Origin of the sequence: Pseudomonas cichorii, from assembly GCF_003700275.1 — a bacterium.
Taxonomy (GTDB): domain Bacteria; phylum Pseudomonadota; class Gammaproteobacteria; order Pseudomonadales; family Pseudomonadaceae; genus Aquipseudomonas; species Aquipseudomonas cichorii_B.
In genome coordinates, this window is record NZ_RBRE01000059.1 from 13,455 (window position 1) to 36,300 (window position 22,846).

The window sequence follows — 22,846 nt, forward strand, 5'->3', positions numbered from 1 at the left end:
TTTCTGTCTTGTTCTTGTACTGCGCTAGCGGGTCCGTGGCTGACAGAGGCCATGAACCCGCCAACTTGATCTGTCTTAGCGAGTCGCTACCGGAGGCTTGACCCACACTGGCGAGAGGTTGCTGCCGCTGCCGGTGATGTACAGCACGGCGGCTTCGCCACGCTCCAGGGCCACTGGCTTGACGTCGGTGACTTTCTTGTCACCTTCGTACAGCGCCAGGCTGACTTTCACCGGGTTGATTTCACGCTCGCCGGTACCCTTGGCAGCTACGGCCTTGACCACGTCGGTCTTGCCGTCTGCGGTTTTCAGGGTCAGCGACTTGTCGCTGAGGTTCTGTACGCGAACCAGGGATTTCTGCTTGTTCTTGAACGGAGCTTCTTCGACCAGTTGCGGCTTGCCGCTGGCGTTGTTGACCAGGGTGTAATAACGGTCACTCGCCAGTTTTACCGGTACGCTCTGGCTGCCCAGCTTGGCGGTATAGTCGCCTTGGGGCATGAAGCTGAACGCAGTGCTGCCCAGTGGCGCGACTTCGTTGAGGTTGGTGTTGCCGACGCTGGCGCTGATTTCGGCGTTGCTGGCGTTGTAGACACGCACGAAGGTCGAGCCTTTCGGTGCGGTCGGGCCATACAGGGCAGAGTCACCGGCAAGGGCTTGCAGGGACATCAGGCCCAGGGTTGCGGCCAATGCGCAGGTTTTGAACAGGCTTTTCTTGGCCGAACGATTTGGAGTGTGCTGTAAGGTCATAATGTCAGTCCTCTCAGTTTTGCGCCTGGTCAGGCGACTCGGATTGTTTGGTGTTTAGAGCCAGGTTCTCTTGGCTATCACGTGATTTCTTCAGCTCGGCGATCCACTGTGGATCGAACTCGCCAAGGTCGTTGTGAGCGGGCAGATAACGCTCCGGGAATTCCCAGATGACCACTTGTGGTGGGGTGGTCTTGAACGCATCGGTTTGCAGATACTTGAGCATCGGCAGAATCGGCCCGTGACCGTCTTCCGCATAGTTGACGACGTCGCTGCGCAGTGCCTGCTTCAGGGCGCCGACGAAGTTCCAGTTAGGGTTGGCGCTGTAACTGGTGCCAACCAGGCCGACCGGAATTTCGCTGTCTGCAAACAGGGCGTCATCACCAGCGGCAGTTCCTTCGACCGGATTTGTGCTGCGTTGTTGCAAATCATCCGGCTTTGGAAGCAAATTGCTGAACAGCGGATCCAGTGGCAGGAAGTTGGTCAGGTCGCCTTTGTAAGGCGTGACTTCCTTGGCCTGGGTAACGAATTGCTCAGGTTCGCCGTTCAACAGGGTTTTCCCGGCAATCGCTACGCCCAGTTGCTGCGCAGCAATCTCTGCACCCAGCGGAGTCCAGTGCGTGTCGGTGCGCAGGAACACCTGGCCTTGCTGCTTGGCGGCCTGCAACGGTGCCAGCAGATCCGGGGCAAAGATGCCGGCCTGTGCGACCTGGGCATGGAACTGCTGGTACAGGTCGGTGTGCAGGCTGGCCGGCTGGTTATCGCCGATGTGCTCCGGGTACAGACGGGTCTTGGCCGGAACAATCGCCAGAACCAGTTGCGTGCCTTGTTTCTGCAACGCATCGCGCACGCCCTGGATCAACGCCAGGTTGTCCGCTTCGTTCTTCTCGCCATTGGGAACGGCGTCGAACTCTTCGTCGGTATACAGCCACTGGTCCTTGCCGAGCACTACGCCCGGACGGCCTTCATTGAACAGCTTGTAGTCCAGAGCCGCCCACAGGTTGGTACCCAGGCGCTTGATCGGAAACTCATCGTCGTAATGAGTCTCCACCGCCTTGGTCCACTTGCCGTCGAGCACAGTGGTTTCTGCGGACGTCGAGAAACCGACGAAACTGCGCAGCGACCAGGCCCCCAGCACCAGCAGCAGGGTCATGAACAACGTGACGTAGAGGATTCGTAATGAACGGGTCATGTCAGGCTCCTCAGAATTGGAAGTAAAGGAACGGCGAGAAGCTCTGCGCCGAAAGTTTGAGAATCGAAGCGATGAACAGCAACAGGATCAGGGCACGCATGGCGTAGCGAGACCAGTCGGTTGTCCAGTAGGCCGGTTGCACCTGAGCATTGCTGCCAACGGTGTAGCCAGGCAGGTTGATGCTGCCGGGTGCATCGCCAGGTACCGCCTTGATGGTGCCGGGCTCTGCAGTCGCCGGACCGTCGGCCTTGGGTTTGTCGCTTTCGGAGCGGTTCTGGTAGAAGTCGCGCAGACCGAAGAACGCCAGTGTTGCGTAGGCCAGGATCATGGTTGCCACTTGCAGGCCGGTCAGGCTGGCGCGGTTGAGTTCCGACAGGTTCCAGTCGCCGAAGCTGAACATGGCGCTGTACATGCGGGACGCAACGTGCAGGTTTTCGGCACGGAAGATTACCCAGCCGGTGACTACCAGCAGGAAGGTCAGTGCCCAGCGGATCGGATTGAAGTGGTATGGCTTGGTGTTGAGGCCCATGGCTTTTTCGATTGCCAGCCACATGCCGTGCCACGCACCCCAGATGACGTACGTGATGTTCGCACCGTGCCACAGACCGCCCAGCAGCATGGTCAGGAACAGGTTGCGGTAGGTCGCGAACTTGCCGCCACGGTTGCCGCCCAGGGTGATGTACAGGTAATCACGCAGCCAGGTGGAGAGGCTGATGTGCCAGCGACGCCAGAACTCGGTGATCGACTGACTGATGTAAGGCTGTTTGAAGTTTTCCATGAAGCGGAAACCCATCATCAGGCCCAGGCCGATGGCCATGTCGCTGTAACCGGAGAAGTCGAAGTACAGTTGCGCGGTGTACGCCAGGGCACCCAGCCAGGCATCGCCCGTGGTCGGGTTTTCCAGGGCGAAGCAGTGGTCGGCGACCACGGCCAGGGTGTCGGCGATGAACACTTTCTTGATGAAGCCCTGCATGAAGCGGGTGCAGCCTTCGGAGAACTTGTCCAGCGTGTGGGTGCGGTTGTTGAACTGGTCGGCCAGATCACGGAAACGCAGCACGGGGCCGGCAATCAAGTGCGGGAAGATCGCAACGAATGCAGCGAAGTCGATCAGGTTGCGCGTTGCCGGTGTATCGCCGCGGTAAACGTCGATGATGTAGCTGATGGACTCGAAGATGTAGAACGAGATACCGATCGGCAACAGCACGTGGGTCAGGATGAAGGGCTCCAGGCCCATCGAGGTCATGGCCGCATTGATGCTGTCTACGCCGAAGTTGGCGTACTTGAAATAGCCGAGAATACACAGGTCTACAACCACGCCGAGCAGCAGCCAGCGCTGTGCCGGTTTGGTCCTGACTCCGGCGGCCCCGACTTTGAGGCCGATCCAGTAGTTCCAGACCGTGACGGCGATGAACAGCGTCAGGAAGTCGATGCGCCACCAGGCATAGAAGATGTAACTGGCAATCAGCAACAGCAAATTGCGATAGCGTTGCCCGCTTATGTAGTACAAGCCGAAGAAGATCGGCAAGAACAGAAACAGGAACACGTTGGATGAGAAAACCATCCTGATCTCTCCGTTTGTCCAACATTCAAGGGCTCAAAGCCCCCCCAAACCCCCCATGAAAAATCGGGGGGTAAAACACTCACGCTACCCATCCTGTAGGAGCGGATTTATCCGCGAAGAAGTCAGTGCATTTGCTGTGTCTGCAATTTCGTCTTCGCGAATGAATTCGCTCCTACGGGGTCAAGTCACGAACCGCCCTTATCGCCTTTTTCATGGGACGGGTCGTAGACTTTGGTCAGGTCGCCGCCCAGACGGAACGTCTTGAACGGTTGCATCTCATGCTTGTGTTCGATCACATCCGGGCTGCAGGTGTAGAGCGCGCAGAACGGTTCGAGCCAGGCGAACTTCGGATCTTTCTTCAGCTCGCTCATGTCCTGCTTCTCACCACCGCGCGAAGCGAAATCGTCCGGGTCCTTGATCCCGGCGAGTACGCGGTCACCCAGGCGTTTGAGCGCGCCATTGTTTTCGCCACGCAGGTCGATGCCGTTGGCTTGCGCGAAACTGGCAATCATGGCCAGCGGCGGCAGGGCGTAGTTGTGGTAAGCCAGTGCCCGCTGACGACGCTTGATTTCGTTGGGCAGGAAACCGTCCTTGTCGACCTGATAGGCCGCGATCTTGTATTCCTTGATCGACCAGTCGAACAGGTCGCGACGGTTGGTGGCGACGGCGGTTGCCATTACCGACCAGGCGGCCCAGTAGGAGTGGTTGTTGATCTTCTCCATCGGCAGGTTGCTCCAGTCACTGATCACCTGGTCGGCCAGCTTGCTGAACCAGGCTTCGATGACTTGAGTCTGCTGCTGACGGTTGGCCAGCGGGTTGGACTCGGAGAATTTCAGGCGCAGGTAGGACGAGGCCATGCTGCCCAGCGCCCATTTGCGCATGGACTTGCCGGTGTGGTTGAAATCGCGGGATTCCAGCGCATCGGCCTGAGCCCAGGTGGTCAGCATGTTCAGCGCGCAATCGAGCTGTTCAGGACGACCGTCGCGCATGTACTGCATCACGACTTTGCTGATGCCGCGCTCCAGGGTGGTGATGTCCTTGGTGGCTTCGCGAAAGGCTTCTTCGGACTCTTCATTGAGCGTTGCCCGTGCCTTGTCCGAACCTTCGTACTTGCTGCGAAATACCAGTTTGCCGGTGTACGGTTTCGGCACGGCGTCACAACTGAAGTCGTGGCTGCCGGTTTTCATTTTCTCGATAGGCGCCGAGTACCCCTGCGGGGGTACCAGCGATGTGGTGGCGGATGCGCCCGAGGCCCATGCCAGCGATGACAGGATTGCCATCGACAGCAGGGTAGGGCGTATCAGTTTCGGAGTCTGCATAAGTCACCTCATAGTCCGGCTTGAGCGGTGTGTTGCGCAGTGCTTGGGAACACATTGCGCTTGCATACTTTTGCTTCGACTTTCAGTGGTTCTGTTCCGGCTTCCGGGCCCTGAATTTCAAGAGCGAGCAATTGTTGGTTTGCCCAGTCTTCGTCCTCGCGCAACTCAAAGGCGAAACGTCCGTCGGTATCGGCGGTGTCCGGCTTCTCGATTTTCAGATCCTCGTGGCGACCGTTCATGTACCAGAGCCTGGCCTGAAGAACTTTCACCGAGGTATCGTCAAACTTGATATCGATCTGGTTCTTGCTGTTGCGGATGTCCTTGATACCGTTCTTGCCGTTGACCAACACTTCGTTGTTACCCGGCTTGAGAGTGGTACTGGCATTCATGACCGCAGGCTTGCCTTCGCAACCGTTATCCAGCAGCGCCATCATCTGGCGGTAGATGGTTTCCTGGTCCAGGCGATACAGCGGCGAGAATTCCCAGATCAGGATCTTCGGTGGACGCTGCTGGAAGTCTTCGCTGCCCAGGTACTGCAGCATTGCGCCTTCCAGACCGCCACCCGGGAAAGCCACGTTCAGCACATCGGCACCGATGTATTCCTGAAGGAAGCCACCGAAGTTGTAGTTCTTGCCGCTGTGACTGGTGCCGACCAGAGTGATTTCCGGGTTGCCGGAATCACCGAACAGATCGCCATCACCAGCCTCGCCCTTGGGCTCGGTGGTGAATTGATCCATGTACTGGATCGCGTAGCTGGTGCCGCACAATTGACCCGCCATGTTGTGAAGGGTTCCGGTCTTGCCCATGCGTCCTGACTTGTGACTCTCGAATTCGCGCTTGGGAATGTCGGCGTAGCCAGGGACTTTCTTCACGGTTTCGGCAACGATTTTCGCGGTGCGCTGAGCGCCGTACGGAGTCCAGTGCTGATCGCCGCGGAAGTAGAAATCATGGGCCTGTTGCTCGTTGGTCAACGGCGAAAGGTCCGGTACCCAATAGCCCATCTTGCTGAAGCGACCGAGCATGGCCTGATAGTTTTTCAGGGCCTTGTCGTAGTCGTATTTATCGCGCTCTGCCGGAAACAGTTTGTTGCGATCTACCAGGCCACGGGTTGGCTGATAGACCACCACCAGCTCGACGCCCTTGCTCTTGAAGGCATCGCGCAGTTCCTGCATGCGACGATAGCCGGCCGGTGTGGTGTCGAACTCGGTGCGCAAGTCTTCCTGGGTCCGGAACAGCCAGTCGCCTTCGGCCTGTACCAGGGTGGTGAAGTTCTGCTGATAGCGCGTGGTGTAGTTCTTCGCGTCATGGGCAGCAGGGCACAGGTTGCAGCAAGGCTCGGCGGTGAAATTCGGCGCTTGCGAGTCGTCTGCGCGAGCCGCGCCAGCGGCGGCCATAAGGGCTGCGGTCAGGCTGGAGAGGCTCAGTAGTTTGATCAGTTGTGTGCGCATAAAAATACCTTTCCTCATTCCCGCAGCTCGCTCTGGCTTTCGACGGGGTCGATCAATACGGCTTTCTTCTGGCGTATCAGCAGGTCGAGGATTTCATCCTGACGCTCACCCAATATGCCGTTGAGGCTGATACCGACCTGCTTGGTCGGCGCCAGCATCGAGACGCGATAAAGCTCCACGCTCAGCGGCGAGTCGATGGACAGCGGGCCGGAGCCGTTGCTGACCAGTTCACCGCCCACCAGGATCAGCGACACTTCGGCGTCGAAGGGGTCCAGGGCGATGTCGCGGTCGGTATTGGTCAGGTCCTTGATGTGGCCGTAGACGCCCATCAGGCCGTTGCCCATGGCGACGTTTTCGTAGAGCTTGATGTTCACGCTGTTACGCACGCGAATACCGTGGCGGCGGTTGGCGATGACGCGGTTGCCCCACAGCAGGTTGTTGCCGCTTTCGTACAGGGTGATGCCGTCGGTGTGGTTCTGGTAGATCTCGTTGTAGGCAACGATGTTGTTGATGCTGTTACGGTCCAGTACCAGGCCGGACAGTTTGTTGTCGTAGCTTTTGTTGCGGAAGATGAAGCTGTTGTCCACTTCCCGGGAAATGATGATCCCGTGCTTTTTGCGGGTTCCGTAGACGACGTTCTCGGCAATGATCAGATTGTGCGAACGGTCGTGCGGGTCAATGCCGTAGACGATGTTGTCCTTGTAGGTATTGCCCTTGATCACGAAGTCACGGGTTTCGTAGCAGTAGAAGCCGTACCACATGTCCGCGAATTCCGAATCGATGATCCAGCCGGTCGGCTCGGGACGATTGAGGATTTTCGCGGTGTTGGGCGTGTATTGCGAAACGCTGACACCGTAGGACTTGCTCTGGTCATAGCCCATGCTCGACATCTTGGTGTTGGCGATCCAGGTTTCGGAGCCACCCCAGGTCAGTACGAACGGGCGGAACTCGTCGGGCTTGCGATACAGCGCCAGGCTGTTGCGGCTCTCACTCCAGGCGTTGACCTGGGTGTGAGTGATCAGCAGCTTGCCTTCGCTGACCAGAAACGAACCCTTTTCCTGAGACAGACGCAGCTCTTTGGTGCGCTTGTCGATCTCGAAGCTGGCGTTTTCCTTGACCAGGATCGGCAGGCGCGCCACGTAGACGCCCGGCGATACTTCGTTGAGGAACTGCTTGGGTACTTTTTTCGCCAGGTCCTGCAGGGTCACATAGCCGTCGGAAATCATGATGGCCTGCGGGATGCCGCGCTGGCGGGCAACCCATTCGGCCATCTTGTTATCGCCGCCAATGAATTCCTTCAGGCCGGTTTCGTCCATCATCCGCGCCACGGTGACTTTGCCCGGCTTGCTGCGGTCGATCTTTTTCAGCGCCGCCTCGGCGGTGTAGCCGCTGAGGTCTGGCAGCACAGGTTTTTCCATGGCCAGCGGCTCGATTGGCGCGCTGCTCACGGTGTAGCTCTTGGCCTGTTGCAGTTCCTTGACGCTTGCCGTGGCAGGAGCGACTGGCGCAGTGCTGGCCAGCGCTGCATTGCTGGCCAGCAACAGCGCGCTGCTCAGCACTGCGCTTTCGAGCAGGGCGTGAGGCCAGGTGCGGTTACGCACATTGCTTGCTTGACTGTTCATCTCATCGCACTCCTTTGGCGGTCGCATCAGAAGCGCCAGATGACGTCGACAATGGCGCGGTGCATGTATTCATCCACGCCGTTGTGGTAAGCGTCGCCGGGCTTGAAGACACCTGCACGCAAGCGCACCAGTGCCGAAGGTTCGTCGATCGACTGGCTCACTGCGGCAGGCAGCAGACCCTGTTTGAAGTACTTGGTGACGACCAGATCCATTTCCTGACCCAGATCCTTGCGACCGTCTTCCAGTGGCAGGGAGCTGAAGGTGTTGGTCGGTACGCCGTTGGCATCGGTGATTTCCCGGTTAGGGTTGATGCCTGCACCGCCGATACCCGAGTTGCCGTCCACGCGACGGAACTTGTGGTAGATCAGCGAGGCGTCGTATTCGTCGTTCATGCGCCATGACGCGAACAGCGAGCCGGTTTCCACGTTGGCCATTTCGCCCTGGAAGGCTTCACCGAAACGATGGATGCGCGAGCGTGTGCCGGTCCAGTTGGAGCGGTTACTCTCCAGGCCGTTCTGCACATAGTCCTTGCTGGCGCGCGAGTAGGCGGCGCCGACCTGCCATTGCGGATCGAGACGGAAACGCACACCCAGATCGGTGGCCCAGCCGTTCAGATCGCGGCTGTTCTTCTCGCCGGCCAGGTACTGGTCGGTGGCACTGTTGTAGTTCGCGCCGATTTCATCGCGGTCGCCGGTCATCCAGGTCAGGCTGCCCCAGTAATTGATCGGGTTGGTGTTGCGATGGTTGTAGGCGTCGCTGTCAGCCTGCAGACCCAGCCAGGTCAGGTCGCCATTGGCGGTCTTGTCCAGGTCGTCGAGGACTTCGTTCTGGTTCTTCAGCTTGCCGTCGTCATGGCTGTGATGGGCGCGAATGCCAGCCCAGTGGCCGGGCGTCCATTGATAGCTGGCCGAGCCGAACACGTGCAGGCGGTCTTCGTCGTCCGCTGCCAGTTCGGTCAGGTCGGTACGGTATTCACTGAAGCGTTGTGCGGCGCCCAGCTCGGCACGCAGCAAGGTGGTGTCGAAGGTCCAGTTGATGGCTTCGATGTTGGTGTCGTGCCATTGGCCGTCGTCGTTGCGCAGACGCTGGCGACCGACCTTGAGGATTTCGCCGGGGTAGGGCGTGAAGCCGCTGTAGCCGATCCAGAATTCGCGCAGTGCCGCGTAGCTCTTGTCGACTTCGCGTTCGCTGGCGTTGCCGCGGGAACGCTGGGTGCCGACTTCACCGTCGGTGGTGGTCGTGGTCTGTTCCAGCGGGTCGGTCTGGATGGTATCGGTGGCGGTTACCACCTGGCCCATGGCGTACGCGCTCCAGTTGCCGCGCTCGCCGTAGACCCATGGACGCAGGTCAAGACCCAGGCCCTTGACGTCGCCGCCGGAGCGGGTGCCCAGGTCGCGGTCGTCTTCGGACTGTGCGGTGATTTTCACTTCAATGCCGAAATTCTGTTCTTCGGTCAGCGCTGCCAATGTCGGGCAGGCCCACAGCAGGGTAAAACCAAGGCCCATGCCAGCGGCCATCAAAGGATTCAACTTCATAGCGCTTCCTCACCGTCTTTTTCTTCTGTCAGGGTCTGCACCAGCACGTTCTGTCTGGCCGTAACACCCCGGACCTTTTGCTCGCGTTGCAGCAGCTCTTTGGCGGCGGCGAGTTTTTCAGGCGGCAATTGGGAGTCGAGTAGTTGCGCAAGCTCGGTGGCTTGCGGTGTGCCCTGGGCCAGTGACAACTGGCCGAAGACCCAGGCGTTGACCGGATCGGGCTTGGTGCCCTTGCCTTGGGAGAACAGTTGCGCGATGGCAAAATCGGCGCTGTTCTGGCCGCCACGGGCGGCGGTCAACAATTCGTCGAGGGCTTTCTGAGGGTAAACCTGGCCCAGATAGCCACGGCGGTAGATCTGACCCAGGTAGTAATGGGCGGAGATTTCGGTCGGTGCGGCTTTTTTCAGATGCTCTTCGGCTTTCTGGGCATCGGCTGGCACCCATTTGCCTTCGTAGTAGAGGCGGCCCAGCAGCAGTTCGGCGCGCGGTTGGTCCGCAGCACGACCGTTGTCCAGGTACTCCATCATCTTGTCGACGTCACCCAGTTCCGGGAAGTCGTAGAGCAGCTTGGCCAGGGTGACCCAGGAAACCGGGTAGCCGGGCGCGATATCTTCCAGCAGTTGCTGGGCGGTCTTCGGGTCCGGAGTACCGATCTGGCTGTCACCCAGTACGCGCGCTACGCCATCGACCCGCTGGGCGCTGACGCGACCGGCGGAGTGGGCGCTCTTGAGCTGTTCGATCAGCGCTGCCTGCTGCTCGGCCTGGCCACGTTTCTGATAGACCGTGGCCAGTTCGACGTAACAGATATCGGTGCTGCTCAGTGCCTGTTTGCAGATGCTTTCGACTTCCGCCAGATGCTGGTCATAAGTGCCCTGGGTGCGATACAGCAGAACCTGGGCCAGACCGGCTTCCGGATAACCGGTGGCGCGCCACTGGTTGATCTTCTGCTGGGCATCGACATTCGGGAAGTCTTGCGGGTATTGCAGGTAGAGCATGGCCAGCGGCAGCAGGGTGCCGGACTCGCCATTGGCGAATGCCTTGGTGAGCAAGGCTTCCGCTTCATGGTGCTCGGCTGCGGTGGCATCTGGCTTGACTGCCAGCAGGCGCCCCAGACGCGACTGCGCCCGGGGTGAGGTTTCGGCGGCGGCGCGATAGGTCGCCTCCGCTTCCTTGAGCTGGGCAGGGTCGCCGGTGCTGACCTGGATGTCGGCCAGGCCGACTTGTGCATCGCTGTAGCCCAGGTCCGCCAATTGCCGATAGTTCTGCTGCGCCAATGCAGTGTCGCCGTTTTTAAGGGCTTCATTGGCGAGGCGTTGATCGGGCAGGCCGGCACAGCCGCTCAGGCCGATCGCGACGGCGAGGCTCAATAGCGTGGGGGTCGACAGGCGTCGTAGTGGGCTGTTCATGATTACAGACCCGCAGCCATGGCTTTATCGATCAGCCAGTTCACGGACGGGCCGCGGTCGCTGACGACTTCTACAGGACGGCCAGCCAGGGTGCTGCTCAGGCTTTCGTCAGGCTGGATCTGCACGCGAATGTCGGTGGACAGGTCGGTGTTGCTCAGGTTGCTGCTGCTGATGATCTTGCCGGTACGCAGTTGATCTTCGCCAGCGATCTGGAAGCTCACGCGGGTGCCTGGCTTGACGTCGTTGAACTGGCGATAGGTAAAGCGGGCTTCGACCAGAGCAGGCGTGTTGCGCGGCGCCAGCTGGAAGATCACCTGGCCTTTGGACGCGAACTGACCGTCGGCTACCAGTTGGCGAACCACGACGCAATCACACGGGCTGGTCATGGTGCCGCTCAATTGCTTGCCGTACAGCTCTTCGATCTTGGCTGGCTGCAGGTCTTCACCGGTCAGGCCGCCCTTGAGCATTTCCAGCATGCTGGTGTTGAAGGTAGCCAGTGGCGCGCCCTTGACGGCTTCACCATTGGCCTGCACCAGGCTTTGCACAGTGCCTTCGCGCGGCATGGTCACTTCCAGGCTTGGCACCGATACCAGGCCGGCCGAAGCGTGGCTGACGAAGTACAGGCCGTAGACAGTCTTGAAGATGAAGCCGAAGGCTGCCAGACCGACGATGAAGATACCCAGGCTGAAGGTCACTGCGCGCAGGCGACCCAGTGCGCTCATGCCGCCGCCTTCGCTCTTGCTCTTGCGGGCCTTGGTGAAGTTATCGCGCTGCAGGGTGGCCAGTACTTCACCCATGCTGACGATCTCGCCGCTCAGGTGCGAGGTGATGATGTGGCGCAGGGTCGCGATGTCCTGTGCTTCCAGGTTCTGGAACTGGCAGCCGACACGCCCGGTGGCGTTGTTGATGGTGCGCACCTGCATTTCCACATCCATGGCCAGGCCAAGGTTGTCGATGAGGAATTGCAGACGGCCCTTGATAACCTCGCCATCGGTCAGCTTGACCTGGCTGGGAGCAATGAAGCTCAGGCCACCGGCGGAAAGGTCTTCGACCCGAACCAGAGGAGCATTCTGCTCACCAGTGAGCAGGCGCAGCTTGGCTGGAATCTTGACCCGTGCGTGTTGGCGCTGGGCTTCGGATTCATGTACGACGTTCGCATTCACGGCTGTATTCATGGCTATTTTTCCTAACTTAAATCGATTGATTCGTTGGCCCGGTCAAACCATCGTCAGCAGTACTGCGACGAAGATGGTGCCAGCTGAAAAAGTCATGGTTCGGGACGACCAGGTGTTGAACCAGCCTTGAAAGCTGGCCATGTCGCGGCTGAGTTTGGTGTCCTGGCGAGTCCAGGACTGTCGGTCCAGGCGGAAGAACACGTAGATTTTCATCAGGGCGCCGACGATCTGGTTGTAATAGAGAATGATGGGGTAGGCAGGCCCTATCCTGTGTCCCGAGCAGGACAACAGCAGTGTCAGGATCAGGCGGGTCATGCCGATCCACAGCAGGTACATCAGGATGAATGCGCCGCCGTATTTGTAGCTGGCAATGATGGCGACGGTCAGGCCCAGGATCGATGTCCACATCGACACGCGCTGGTCGAACAGCACCACGCTGGTGAACAGTCCCAGGCGACGAACGCCCAGACCCAGTGCGCGGGAGTTCTGACGCAGGTTGTTGCCGTACCAGCGGTACATCAACTTGCGACTGGCCTTGAGGAAGCTCTTTTCAGGTGGGTGTTCCACGGTATTGATGGCGGCATCGGGCACGTAGAACGTGTCGTAGCCCAGACGCATCAGGCTGAACCAGCTCGACTTGTCATCACCGGTCAGAAACTTGAACGTACCCAGACGCCAGTGGTTGAGCGAGTCGCTTTCCACGTCGGCGATGAACTCGGGGTCGGTGACCACGCTTGCGCGGAATACCGACATGCGTCCGGTCATGGTCAGTACGCGCTTGGACAGGGCCATCGAGCACATGTTGATGTGGCGCTGGGCGAAACGCAGCTTGTGCCATTCGCTCATGATGTAGCCGCCGCGAACTTCACAGAACTCGTTGGTGGTCAGGCCACCGACGTTATCGAACATGTGGAACCACGGAACGGTCTTGCTGACTACGCCTTCGTTGAGCACGGTGTCGCCGTCGATCACAGCTACTACAGCGCGCTCATCGGGCAGGTGACGCGAGATGGCACGAAAGCCGTAAGCCAGGCCGTCACGCTTGCCGGTGCCAGGAATACGCACGAAGTCCAGCGTCACGCGCTCGGGCGGGTTCATTTTGGCCCACAGGCTCTTGACCAGCAGTTCATCCGACATTTCCACCAGCGAGCAGACGATGGTGGTTGGCAGACCGCAGTTGATCGCTTCGCGAATTACCGAGCTGTACACCTGAGCGGTGGTCAGGGCCTCGATGCGAAAGCTGGTGACCATCAGAAAGACATGGGAAGGATCTGCTGCCTTACCCATCTTCTTGAGCTTGCGGCGCAAGTGCGGGTAGACCACATACAGAAAAATCATTCCACGAATGAAATGAGTGATCCCCATGGAGTAGCGCCAGATACCCACGGCGCCAATCAGGAAAATAAAGTTCCTCGACTGTGAGTCGAAGATACTGGTGGGCAATGCCGTAGCGATGCCCATTAATAAACTTAGGTAAAACAGCCAACCGGCGGCTTCCAATAGGCCGTGCTTTAGCCTGTCCATAATTTGCTTCCGTCTCGTTATAGGGCGAGCCTTCTGTCATACCGGTGCAGAAGCGGATTCATCTGCGAAAAGCTCGCGAATGAATCCGCTCCTGCAAACGCCCTCTATATCGGGGCATCAGCAAATGCTGTTACCAGCAGATACCTTCAGCCTGGCCACTTTCACCAGAGGACTTGGACATGAAGCCCACCAGGTCGACAACGTGCTTGCCGTGTGGTGTCTGGTCGGCCAGAGCGCGGAAGCGCTCGTCGCGGTTGCCCAGGATGATTACGTCGGAATCGTTGATGACCTGATCGAAGTCCGAGTTGAGCAGGGACGACACGTGAGGGATCTTCGACTCGATGTAGTCCTTGTTGGCACCGTGTACGCGAGCGTATTCGACGTTGCTGTCGTAGATGCTCAGCTCGAAGCCTTTACCGATCAGCATTTCGGCCAGCTCTACCAGCGGGCTTTCACGCAGATCGTCGGTGCCGGCCTTGAAGCTCAGACCCAGCAGGGCAACCTTGCGGGTGTCGTGGGCGGCGACGATGTCGAAAGCGTTCTGCACCTGGGAAACGTTACTGCGCATCAGGGAGTTGAGCAGCGGGGCTTCAACGTCCAGGCTGCCAGCGCGGTAGGTCAGGGCACGAACGTCCTTCGGCAGGCAGGAGCCGCCGAAAGCGAAGCCTGGACGCATGTAGTACTGGGACAGGTTCAGTTGCTTGTCCTGGCAGACCACTTCCATCACTTCACGACCATCGACGCCGCAAGCCTTGGCGATGTTGCCGATTTCGTTGGCGAAGGTGACCTTGGTGGCGTGCCACACGTTGCAGGTGTACTTGATCATCTCGGCAACGGCGATGTCCTTGCGGATGATCGGTGCGTCGAGTTCTTCGTACAGCGATTGCAGAACGTCACCGGAAGCCTTGTCGAACTCGCCGATAACGGTCATTGGCGGGTGATCGTAGTCTTTGATCGCGGTGCTTTCACGCAGGAACTCAGGGTTCACTGCAACGCCGAAGTCGACACCGGCTTTCTTGCCCGAGCAGTCTTCCAGGATCGGAACCACTACGTTGGCGACGGTGCCCGGCAGTACGGTACTGCGGATCACGATGGTGTGGCGGGAGGTCTTGTCACGCAGGACATAACCGATTTCGCGGCATACCGATTCGATGTAGTCGAGTTCCAGGTCGCCGTTTTTCTTGCTCGGCGTGCCGACGCAGATCATCGACAGGTCGGTGGCGCGGATGGCTTCGGAGAAGTCCGTGGTGCCACGCAGTTTACCGTTGCGAATGCCCTGCGCCAGGAGGTCTTCCAGGCCAGGCTCAACGATAGGTGATTTGCCGCTGTTGATCAGATCGATCTTGGTACTGGAGATATCCACACCAACAACATCATGACCCCGTGCAGAAAGGCAACCGGCACATACTGCACCGACGTAACCCAAACCAAAGATGCTGATACGCATCGTACTCTCCTCGATTTTTCACGCCATAAGTTGGCTGGATATTAATTTTGGCCAGCAGATGTCACACGCAAGTCAGTAGGGCTCGTCAAAGCCACTTAACTAACGCAGGCATATTTAATGAATGAGTGCCCAAATAAACGAGGCGAACTCAATGACACTAAGTTCAAGTGGCCGGTCACCGGTCCTTGCGGATATAAGTGCCAGGCTCTCTTGGATGTGGCAAACCACTCCCTGTATAGCGATCCTCGGCAGGTCGTGAACTTCAAGCCTTGGCTTGTCTGATCCGGAGCCCTGCTCTTTACACCTTCACGGTGTTCGCTTGTCTACCTACTTCATTTAGTGATGTGAGTTTAAGTTCAGCGCCTGAAGTATTGATTTCGCAAAATCAAACTTGCTCCCTGGCAACTTCCTTTTGTTCTCTCAGCGTTGTAAGTGATCTCTTACAGGCTTGTCGAGAATTGTTACGGGATGTAGGAGCATGGGCCGTCGCGATTAGTTCCGGGCCGCTCGTCCTGTTTTCGAGAATTTTCGAGATTGATCTTTTGAAGGGGGTGCTTTCAAAATGATGGCAACTATCTTGAAGGCCCTATTTATAAAGGGCTTTCAGGAAGGGGGTGGTTTTTTGCCATTACAAAAAAATGACAGAATGCCATCACACAAAAAAGTTGTTATTTTTTCGAGAAAATTTGCTCGAAAAATGAACGCGGCGTTTTCTGATGTTTAACTGGCGCCATAAAAATGGCGTTAAAGGATTGAAATACATGATCCGGGTTGCGTAGCGCCCGAACGGCTACGCAACCTTGACGCCATCACTGTTCGGGGCTATCGCGCAGAAAAACCAGCTTGTCCGGGGACGATTGTTCGGCGCTGTAGCGGTAACCCTGGACATCGAACTGCTTGAGGGCTTCAGGTGTGTCGATCTGCTCGGTGATCACGAAACGGCTCATCATGCCCCGGGCTTTCTTGGCATAGAAACTGATGATCTTGTACTGGCCGTTTTTCAGATCCTTGAACTCGGTATCGATGATGCGGGCCTTGAGGGCCGAGCGTTTGACTGCAGAAAAGTACTCGGTGGAGGCCAGGTTCAGCAGCAGGTCGTCGCCCTGGTCGGCCAGCGCCTGATTCAACCATTCACTGATGCGCGTGCCCCAGAAGGCGTACAGATCCTTGCCGCGGGCGTTGGCCAGTCTGGTGCCCATTTCCAGGCGATAGGGCTGCATCAGGTCCAGCGGGCGCAGCAGGCCATAAAGGCCCGACAACATGCGCAAGTGATCCTGGGCGTAGGATAACTGGGCGTCGTTCAGGGTCTCGGCCTGCAGGCCGGTATACACATCACCTTTAAAGGCCAGCAGGGCCTGTTTGGCGTTGTCGGGGGTGAAGTCCGGTGTCCAGCTGCCGAAGCGTGCGGCGTTCAGTCCGGAAAGCTTGTCGGACAGATGCATCAACTCGCCGATCTGTGCCGGTGTCAGCTCGCGAAGCTGGGTAATCAATTCCTGGGAGTGGTCCAGGTATTGCGGCTGGGTGTAGCGCTCGGTCGTCGGCGGGGTCTCGAAATCGAGGGTTTTCGCTGGGGAAATCACCATCAGCATGGAAGTCGTCTCCTGTAATCGTCGGGCGATTCTAGGGGGTGATGGCGGATGACTCCAGCTATGGTGGCGATAGACGTGTTCACGCAAGTGGCCTTGTAACGGCCCGGACACAAGACGTCGCCGCAGATCGGCTATAGTGCCGCGCGGGTGATGGCGTTGATATTGGATCGAGAGGGCATTGGTTTTGCGTATCGTTTTAGCAGTTTGCGCGTGTCTGTTCTGGTTTGAAGCTCAGGCAGCGGTGCCTGAGGTCGCAACGATTGATCGCAGTGTGTGGCCTGAGCGTTTCGAGACGCCGGCTCTGTTCGATGTGGCCTCGCGCGCCGAAATCCTGGCTTTCGCCCATGCCCTGGCAGTCAGCGAGACGCTGGGCGAAGAAGGGCTCAAGCAGCGCCTGGGTCTTCGCTATGTCAACGTGGCGTCGCTGAATGTGGTGCGCCATCGCTTGTGGCTGCGCCTGCTGGAGAATTATCAGGCCGCGCAGAAAAGCTGCGAGGAAGACGCCAACTTCTGTGTGCTGGTCGAAGACATGGAGCAGTTGCGCCAGCGCGCCGAGGAATATCAGGTTTCCCCTGATTCGTTCTACGCCGCCTGGGCCACGCCCAGTGCCGTCTTTCATGAGCGTTACCTGAACGAGTTGCTGTACATGGCAGCCTTGTTCCCGCAGACCAGTAGCGAAATCGAACGCTACAACTCCGATGAGATGAGCGGCGATGAAATGCCTGATCGCACCTTCATGCTCAATTTCGACAGTGGCCCGAGCCCGGCAGATGGCAATACCGACTGGCTGGCGGATTTCATGCGCCAGCAGAAAATGACCGCGACTTTCTTCGTGCTGGGCAAAAGTCTGCAGGCGCGTCTGGAGAGCAGTTCGCCAGCCAGTCTGCAAGCACTCTACAGACAGCAGTGCGTGGGTGTGCAGGGCTGGGAATATCGTTCGCACAGCAACTGGATAGATTGGCAGGATTCGGTGCAGCGCAGTGCCGCTTTGGTGCAGCAGATTCTCCCCGACAACTACGTACCGCTGTTCCGGCCGCCGTATGGCCATCGTCGCGCCGACAGCGGCGAGTATTTCCGTTCCCAGCACTTGCGGGTGTCGCTGTGGAACATCGACTCGCAGGACGCCATGGGGCGTCTCTCGGCGCAGCAGGTGGGAGACCGGGTGCTTACCCTCATGCTGCTCTGGCGTCGGGGTACGGTGGTATTCCATGACATGGGCAACAAGGCGCAGTCGGCGCTGCCTCTGCTGCTGGCCAATACCGCACAGAGCGAACTGATCTGGGATGACTGCCGAAATCTTTCGCAGGCCCAGGAAGAATAAGGGTTTCAGGGCATAAGGGGAGGGGCGTGGGGCGAGTTTTTCGGGGTGATTCGGGCGTAGCTGACTTCCGACTGTAAACGTGCCCGGGGCGCTCGCCAAGCGCTATTCGTCATACTGTGAAATAAACTTCAAAAAACTGTCAAAGAGCTTTTTTCTGTCATCGGTTTTGCTGTATTACGAGAACAGACCGCCGAAACCTGCAACACAGGTGGCGTCCCAAAGACCCATCTTGAGCAACATTCTTCCCTGCCTCAAGGGAAGGAACCGGCGGCCTTTTCGTGGCGCAGCTTTGTAGTGGTTCTGCGCCGCCTGGCTTCTATAAAGGTGAGCGAGTATGGATGATCACGGACGCAACCCTTCCACTAACCAGCCTATCCTTTACGTGCTCGATACCAACGTATTGATCCATGATCCAAACGCACTGCTGAATTTTGAAGAACACCACGTAGCCATCCCGATGACGGTTCTGGAGGAACTGGACAAGCTCAAGGACGGCAAGCATTCGGTCGCTGCCGAGTGCCGCCAGGCGATTCGCCTGATCGACAAGACTCTGGGTGAAGCGTCACCGGATGAAGTCGAGAAGGGTGTGCCGATTGATCGCGGCACGGGTGTATTCAAAGGCTTCCTGTCGATTCTGATGAGCAGGCGCGAGGAGCCCAACAGCCTCCTTCCCGAGCATTTGAACGACAACATCATCATCAACCAGTTGGTCGACCTGCACGCGCGTAACAAGGACTTGCGCCTGGTGCTGGTGACCAAAGACATCAATATGCGCCTCAAGGCGCGGGCCTGCGGGATTGCCGCCGAGGACTACAGCACCGACCAGTTGGTCGATGACGTCTCGCTGCTGTCGCGTGGCTACCACGATATTGCCGGTTCGTTCTGGGACCGGGTCAGCAAGGTCGAAACCCGGCAGGATCATGGCCGCACCTGGCATCGCGTGCAGATGAGCGAGGCCTTGCCCGCGGTTCACATCAACGAGTTCATCATCGACGAGCAGGGCTTCGTCGGCTGGATCAAGGGCGTCAGGAGCGATGAGCTGCTGATTCTGGACATGCATCAGGAACCGCTGCTGCATCAGGAGGCCTGGGGCCTGAAACCGCGGGATATCTATCAGGGGCTGGCGCTGTTCGCGTTGCTCGACCCGGATATCCATCTGGTCAACCTCTCCGGTGCCGCCGGCTCCGGCAAGACCATCCTGGCGCTGGCAGCAGCGATTGAGCAGACCATGGTCAGCAAGCGCTACCGCCGGATCATCGCGACCCGCAGCGTGCAAGGCCTGGATCAGGAAATCGGTTTCCTGCCCGGCACCGAAGCGGAAAAAATGGAGCCCTGGCTGGGGGCGATCACCGACAACCTCGAAGCCTTGCACATGGATGACGAAAACACCCATGGCAGCGTCGATTACATCCTCAGCAAGGTGCCACTGCAGTTCAAATCCCTCAACTACATCAGGGGCCGCAGCTTCCAGCAGAGTCTGATCCTGATCGACGAGTGCCAGAACCTCACACCGCACCAGATGAAAACCATCATCACCCGTGCCGGTGCCGGTTCCAAGGTGGTCTGCCTGGGTAACCTGGCGCAGATCGACACCCCTTACCTGTCAGCCACCAGTTCGGGCCTGACTTACCTGACGGAACGTTTCAAGGATTTCCCCAACGGCGTGCACATCACCCTGCAAGGGGTTCCACGCTCGGTACTGGCCGAGTATGCGGAAAGTCATTTGTAAGGGCTGACGGGAGCGGATTCATTCGCAAAGGCCTTTCTGGTCTTTTCGCGGATGAATCCGCTCCTGTTGCTTTTCGGTTTACAATCGCCTCTCCTGTTCAGGAGTAAGGCTGTGCTGACTCATCTCGATTCCCAAGGTCGCGCCAATATGGTCGACGTCACCGACAAGGCTGTGACGTCCCGTGAGGCCGTGGCCCAGGCGCGTGTGCGCATGTTGCCGCAAACCCTGCAAATGATTGTCAGCGGTGGTCATCCCAAAGGGGATGTATTCGCCGTGGCGCGCATTGCAGGCATTCAGGCGGCGAAGAAAACCAGTGATCTGATCCCGCTCTGTCATCCACTGATGCTGACCAGCGTCAAGGTCGAGCTGAGTGCCGAAGGCGAGGACGCCGTGTCGATCGTCGCCCGCTGCAAGCTGGCCGGGCAGACGGGTGTGGAAATGGAAGCCCTGACCGCCGCCAGCGTGGCTGCGCTGACCATCTACGACATGTGCAAGGCCGTTGATCGCGGCATGGTCATCGAGTCGGTCCGCCTGCTGGAAAAGCTCGGCGGCAAGAGCGGTCACTTCGTGGCTGAAGAGCCAGGGGCATCGACATGAGTGTCCAGGTGCAATATTTTGCCCGTTATCGCGAGGCGCTGGGGCTGGACGCCGAACGTGTCGAGGGCGTGTTTGCGACTCTCGACGAACTGCGCCAGCACCTGTTGCAGCGTGGCGAGGCCTGGCAAGTGCTGGCCGAGCAGAACCTGATGTGCGCCCGTAACCAGGAGTTGTGCCAGCTGGATGAACCGTTGGCGGATGGCGATGAAGTGGCGTTCTTTCCTACCGTGACCGGAGGCTGAGAATGGCGATTCGCGTGCAGGCGGCTGCGTTCGATCCCGGTGCCGAAGTCAATACACTGCATGCGGCCAATGTCGGTATCGGTGCGGTGGTGAGTTTTGTCGGCTATGTGCGCGACTTCAACGAAGGGCGCGAAGTTTCAGGCATGTTTCTGGAGCACTATCCGGGGATGACCGAAAAGGCGCTGGCGAAGATCGTTGTAGAGGCAGAGCAGCGCTGGCCGCTGCTCAGGCTTGAGGTGCTGCATCGGGTTGGCGCACTGGAACCGGGAGAGCCGATCGTGTTCGTCGGTGTCGCCAGCGCCCATCGCCAGGCCGCTTTCGAGGCCTGTGATTTCGTCATGGACTACCTCAAGACCCGCGCACCGTTCTGGAAGCGCGAAAACACCACTGAAGGCCCGCGCTGGGTCGAAGGACGACACAGCGATCAGGCGGCTGCCGACCGCTGGAAGTAACTCTTGCGTTCTCTTGTGGATAACAACTTCGCCTCTTGATAGCGGTGAAGTTGTGCGCATAAAAAACTACAGTTCTGGCCCTTTCAGCAGATATATCTGTTCGCCATTCAAACGTGTGCGCTATATGGCTATGCGCGTTTGAAGGGTTTTCTCTTGAAACGCCGGAGTATAAGAGTGAAAAGACTGCAGCAGGTTTTAGTAACAGGGATAACGACAGCAGCACTCGTGCTGATCGGTGGCTGCGCAACAGAGAGCTCACGGGCTCTGCCAGTGGCAAAGGTTGAAAGTGCAGGCTCCGTCTATTCGGGCGTGCGCTACCCCGTTGCGGTGGGCAAGTTCGATAACCGCTCAAGTTATATGCGCGGTATCTTTTCCGATGGCGTCGATCGCCTTGGCGGCCAGGCCAAGACCATCCTCATCACGCATATGCAGCAAACCAATCGCTTCAATGTGCTGGACCGCGACAACATGGCGGAAATCAAGCAGGAAGCCGCAATCAAGTCCACCACCCAACGCCTGAAAGGGGCTGACTTCGTGGTCACTGGCGATGTGACCGAGTTCGGTCGCAAGGAAGTTGGCGACCGTCAACTGTTCGGCTTGCTGGGCCGTGGCAAGACGCAGATCGCTTACGCGAAAGTGGCCTTGAATATCGTCAATATCAGCACTTCCGAAGTGGTGTACTCCACCCAGGGCGCGGGCGAATACGAACTGTCGAACCGGGAAATCATTGGCTTCGGCGGGACCGCCAGCTACGACTCGACACTCAACGGCAAGGTTCTCGATCTGGCCATGCGCGAAGCGGTCAACAACATGGTGCGCGCGCTCGACAGCGGTGCCTGGAAGCCGACTGCCAACTGATTGTTCAAAAGGGAATTGTGATGTTTTCGAGTAATCGTTCGTTGCGCATGATCGCAATGATGCTGGTGGCAAGTGCTGGTGTTGCGGGTTGTGCCCAACCTAAAACCCTGTACCAGTGGGGAAGTTATCAGCCTGAAGTGTACGAATACTTCAAGGGTGAAGCGAAGGAAGAACAGGTGGCCAAACTGGAAGAGGATCTGCAGAAGATTCGCTCCACCAACGGCACACCGCCGCCGGGTTATCACGCTCAGCTTGGCATGCTCTATGGCAACCTGGGCAAGGATGATCAGATGGTTCAGCAGTTGAACACCGAGAAGGCGCTGTTTCCGGAGTCGGCCACGTATATGGACTTCCTGCTCAAGAACGCCCAGACAGGAGTCGTCAAATGAACGCCCGTTTGCTGAAGATTGCCGCGAGCCTGTTCGCCGTGGCCCTGTTGTCCGGTTGTGCAACGCCCACGACTGTCGATTATTCGGCGTTCAAGGCCAGCAAGCCGCGTTCGATCCTGGTGCTGCCACCCGTCAACGAGTCGCCAGATGTCAAAGCGACTTACAGCATGTTTTCCCAGGTGACCTACCCGCTGGCCGAGTCGGGCTACTACGTCTTGCCGGTTGCGCTCGTCGATGAGACGTTCCGCAATAACGGTCTGACCAATGCCAACGACATCCAGGAAACATCGCCTGCCAAACTGCGCGAGATCTTCGGCGCTGACGCTGCGATGTACATCACCGTGAAACAGTACGGCACCACTTATATAGTCATCAGCAGCCAGACCATCGTGACTGTGACGGCCAAGCTGGTCGACCTACGCACCGGCACGGCGCTGTGGACCGGAACGGCGTCGGCTTCCAGTGATGAAGGTGGTAACAACAGTGGGGGCGGGCTGGTCGGCATGCTGATCACGGCTGCGGTCAAGCAGATCATCAACAGTGCGACCGATGCAGGTCATCCGATTGCCGGCATCGCCAGCAATCGTCTGTTGTCGGCAGGCAAGCCTGCGGGGTTGCTGTATGGGCCGCGCTCGCCGAAGTATGGTACTGATTGACCGAGTTGCTGTTCGCGGATAAGCGCAGCGCCGTCCGATCCGC

20 protein-coding genes are annotated in these 22,846 nt (G+C 58.4%); 8 read left to right on the forward strand and 12 right to left on the reverse strand.

Translation table 11 applies throughout. The annotated features are described in order from the left end of the window. Positions 1-75: 75 nt before the first annotated feature. The 12 genes from ALQ04_RS15970 to yaaA all read right to left on the reverse strand — a co-directional run bounded on the left by ALQ04_RS15970 (position 76) and on the right by yaaA (position 16,559). Complete coding sequence (locus ALQ04_RS15970; RefSeq protein ID WP_122316722.1) at positions 76-744, reverse strand: alginate O-acetyltransferase AlgF; 669 nt, start codon at positions 742-744, stop codon at positions 76-78. Positions 745-757: 13 nt separating this feature from the next. Continuing rightward, positions 758-1,933: an alginate O-acetyltransferase gene (locus ALQ04_RS15975; RefSeq protein WP_122316723.1), complete on the reverse strand. Its 1,176-nt coding sequence runs from the start codon at positions 1,931-1,933 to the stop codon at positions 758-760. 10 nt (positions 1,934-1,943) lie between these two features. Further along, a complete protein-coding gene (locus ALQ04_RS15980) occupies positions 1,944-3,494 on the reverse strand; it encodes an MBOAT family protein (protein ID WP_122316724.1) in 1,551 nt (516 codons plus the stop codon). 185 nt (positions 3,495-3,679) lie between these two features. Continuing rightward, on the reverse strand, positions 3,680-4,813 hold the full coding sequence (locus tag ALQ04_RS15985; protein WP_122316725.1) for a mannuronate-specific alginate lyase: 1,134 nt from the start codon (positions 4,811-4,813) through the stop codon (positions 3,680-3,682). An 8-nt stretch (positions 4,814-4,821) separates the two neighbouring features. Further along, a complete protein-coding gene (locus ALQ04_RS15990; protein WP_122316726.1) occupies positions 4,822-6,261 on the reverse strand; it encodes an alginate O-acetyltransferase AlgX-related protein in 1,440 nt (479 codons plus the stop codon). Between the two features lie 14 nt (positions 6,262-6,275). Then, complete coding sequence (algG, locus tag ALQ04_RS15995) at positions 6,276-7,883, reverse strand: mannuronan 5-epimerase AlgG (protein WP_122316727.1); 1,608 nt, start codon at positions 7,881-7,883, stop codon at positions 6,276-6,278. A gap of 26 nt (positions 7,884-7,909) precedes the next feature. Then, positions 7,910-9,418, reverse strand: a complete 1,509-nt coding sequence (locus tag ALQ04_RS16000) for an alginate export family protein (protein ID WP_122316728.1) — start codon at positions 9,416-9,418, stop codon at positions 7,910-7,912. Then, a complete protein-coding gene (algK, locus tag ALQ04_RS16005; protein ID WP_122316729.1) occupies positions 9,415-10,824 on the reverse strand; it encodes an alginate biosynthesis TPR repeat lipoprotein AlgK in 1,410 nt (469 codons plus the stop codon). Before algK ends, ALQ04_RS16000 begins: the two co-directional genes overlap by 4 nt. 2 nt (positions 10,825-10,826) lie before the next feature. Further along, complete coding sequence (locus ALQ04_RS16010) at positions 10,827-11,999, reverse strand: alginate biosynthesis protein Alg44 (protein WP_122316730.1); 1,173 nt, start codon at positions 11,997-11,999, stop codon at positions 10,827-10,829. 42 nt (positions 12,000-12,041) lie between these two features. Then, positions 12,042-13,523: a mannuronan synthase gene (gene alg8, locus ALQ04_RS16015; protein WP_122316731.1), complete on the reverse strand. Its 1,482-nt coding sequence runs from the start codon at positions 13,521-13,523 to the stop codon at positions 12,042-12,044. A gap of 130 nt (positions 13,524-13,653) precedes the next feature. Continuing rightward, positions 13,654-14,970: a nucleotide sugar dehydrogenase gene (locus ALQ04_RS16020; protein ID WP_122316732.1), complete on the reverse strand. Its 1,317-nt coding sequence runs from the start codon at positions 14,968-14,970 to the stop codon at positions 13,654-13,656. Between the two features lie 809 nt (positions 14,971-15,779). Continuing rightward, complete coding sequence (yaaA, locus tag ALQ04_RS16025) at positions 15,780-16,559, reverse strand: peroxide stress protein YaaA (protein WP_122316733.1); 780 nt, start codon at positions 16,557-16,559, stop codon at positions 15,780-15,782. 184 nt (positions 16,560-16,743) lie between these two features. On the opposite strand from yaaA, the gene ALQ04_RS16030 reads away from it, so the two are divergent. The 8 genes from ALQ04_RS16030 (at position 16,744) to ALQ04_RS16065 (ending at position 22,803) form a co-directional block, all read left to right on the forward strand. Then, on the forward strand, positions 16,744-17,880 hold the full coding sequence (locus tag ALQ04_RS16030) for a polysaccharide deacetylase family protein (protein ID WP_122316817.1): 1,137 nt from the start codon (positions 16,744-16,746) through the stop codon (positions 17,878-17,880). A 334-nt stretch (positions 17,881-18,214) separates the two neighbouring features. Next, positions 18,215-19,609 (forward strand): PhoH family protein, encoded by a 1,395-nt coding sequence (locus ALQ04_RS16035; RefSeq protein WP_122316734.1) that lies wholly within the window; start codon positions 18,215-18,217, stop codon positions 19,607-19,609. Positions 19,610-19,720: 111 nt separating this feature from the next. Next, positions 19,721-20,206: a cyclic pyranopterin monophosphate synthase MoaC gene (gene moaC / locus ALQ04_RS16040; protein WP_122316735.1), complete on the forward strand. Its 486-nt coding sequence runs from the start codon at positions 19,721-19,723 to the stop codon at positions 20,204-20,206. Further along, positions 20,203-20,448, forward strand: coding sequence for a MoaD/ThiS family protein (locus ALQ04_RS16045; RefSeq protein ID WP_122316736.1), 246 nt, complete (start codon positions 20,203-20,205; stop codon positions 20,446-20,448). The genes moaC and ALQ04_RS16045 overlap by 4 nt, the downstream gene beginning before the upstream one ends. 2 nt (positions 20,449-20,450) lie before the next feature. Further along, a complete protein-coding gene (gene moaE / locus ALQ04_RS16050; protein WP_122316737.1) occupies positions 20,451-20,900 on the forward strand; it encodes a molybdopterin synthase catalytic subunit MoaE in 450 nt (149 codons plus the stop codon). Between the two features lie 174 nt (positions 20,901-21,074). Continuing rightward, on the forward strand, positions 21,075-21,758 hold the full coding sequence (locus tag ALQ04_RS16055; RefSeq protein WP_122316738.1) for a CsgG/HfaB family protein: 684 nt from the start codon (positions 21,075-21,077) through the stop codon (positions 21,756-21,758). 20 nt (positions 21,759-21,778) lie between these two features. Then, on the forward strand, positions 21,779-22,147 hold the full coding sequence (locus tag ALQ04_RS16060) for a DUF4810 domain-containing protein (RefSeq protein WP_183142196.1): 369 nt from the start codon (positions 21,779-21,781) through the stop codon (positions 22,145-22,147). Next, positions 22,144-22,803 carry a DUF799 domain-containing protein gene (locus ALQ04_RS16065; protein ID WP_122316740.1) on the forward strand — a complete coding sequence of 220 codons (660 nt, stop codon included), beginning with the start codon at positions 22,144-22,146 and terminating at the stop codon, positions 22,801-22,803. The genes ALQ04_RS16060 and ALQ04_RS16065 overlap by 4 nt, the downstream gene beginning before the upstream one ends. Positions 22,804-22,846 lie beyond the last annotated feature (43 nt).

Excerpts from the sequence above, each read along its gene's own strand:
- ALQ04_RS15980 (WP_122316724.1), bottom strand. The coding sequence starts at position 3,494 with ATGGTTTTCTCATCCAACGTGTTCCTGTTTCTGTTCTTGCCGATCTTC.
- ALQ04_RS16035 (WP_122316734.1), top strand. The coding sequence starts at position 18,215 with ATGGATGATCACGGACGCAACCCTTCCACTAACCAGCCTATCCTTTAC.
- ALQ04_RS16045 (WP_122316736.1), top strand. The coding sequence starts at position 20,203 with ATGAGTGTCCAGGTGCAATATTTTGCCCGTTATCGCGAGGCGCTGGGG.
- ALQ04_RS16010 (WP_122316730.1), bottom strand. The coding sequence starts at position 11,999 with ATGAATACAGCCGTGAATGCGAACGTCGTACATGAATCCGAAGCCCAG.
- algG (WP_122316727.1), bottom strand. The coding sequence starts at position 7,883 with ATGAACAGTCAAGCAAGCAATGTGCGTAACCGCACCTGGCCTCACGCC.
- algK (WP_122316729.1), bottom strand. The coding sequence starts at position 10,824 with ATGAACAGCCCACTACGACGCCTGTCGACCCCCACGCTATTGAGCCTC.
- ALQ04_RS15985 (WP_122316725.1), bottom strand. The coding sequence starts at position 4,813 with ATGCAGACTCCGAAACTGATACGCCCTACCCTGCTGTCGATGGCAATC.
- ALQ04_RS16060 (WP_183142196.1), top strand. The coding sequence starts at position 21,779 with ATGTTTTCGAGTAATCGTTCGTTGCGCATGATCGCAATGATGCTGGTG.
- ALQ04_RS16000 (WP_122316728.1), bottom strand. The coding sequence starts at position 9,418 with ATGAAGTTGAATCCTTTGATGGCCGCTGGCATGGGCCTTGGTTTTACC.
- ALQ04_RS16065 (WP_122316740.1), top strand. The coding sequence starts at position 22,144 with ATGAACGCCCGTTTGCTGAAGATTGCCGCGAGCCTGTTCGCCGTGGCC.
- moaE (WP_122316737.1), top strand. The coding sequence starts at position 20,451 with ATGGCGATTCGCGTGCAGGCGGCTGCGTTCGATCCCGGTGCCGAAGTC.
- ALQ04_RS16020 (WP_122316732.1), bottom strand. The coding sequence starts at position 14,970 with ATGCGTATCAGCATCTTTGGTTTGGGTTACGTCGGTGCAGTATGTGCC.
- ALQ04_RS15970 (WP_122316722.1), bottom strand. The coding sequence starts at position 744 with ATGACCTTACAGCACACTCCAAATCGTTCGGCCAAGAAAAGCCTGTTC.
- yaaA (WP_122316733.1), bottom strand. The coding sequence starts at position 16,559 with ATGCTGATGGTGATTTCCCCAGCGAAAACCCTCGATTTCGAGACCCCG.
- ALQ04_RS15990 (WP_122316726.1), bottom strand. The coding sequence starts at position 6,261 with ATGCGCACACAACTGATCAAACTACTGAGCCTCTCCAGCCTGACCGCA.
- ALQ04_RS15975 (WP_122316723.1), bottom strand. The coding sequence starts at position 1,933 with ATGACCCGTTCATTACGAATCCTCTACGTCACGTTGTTCATGACCCTG.
- alg8 (WP_122316731.1), bottom strand. The coding sequence starts at position 13,523 with ATGGACAGGCTAAAGCACGGCCTATTGGAAGCCGCCGGTTGGCTGTTT.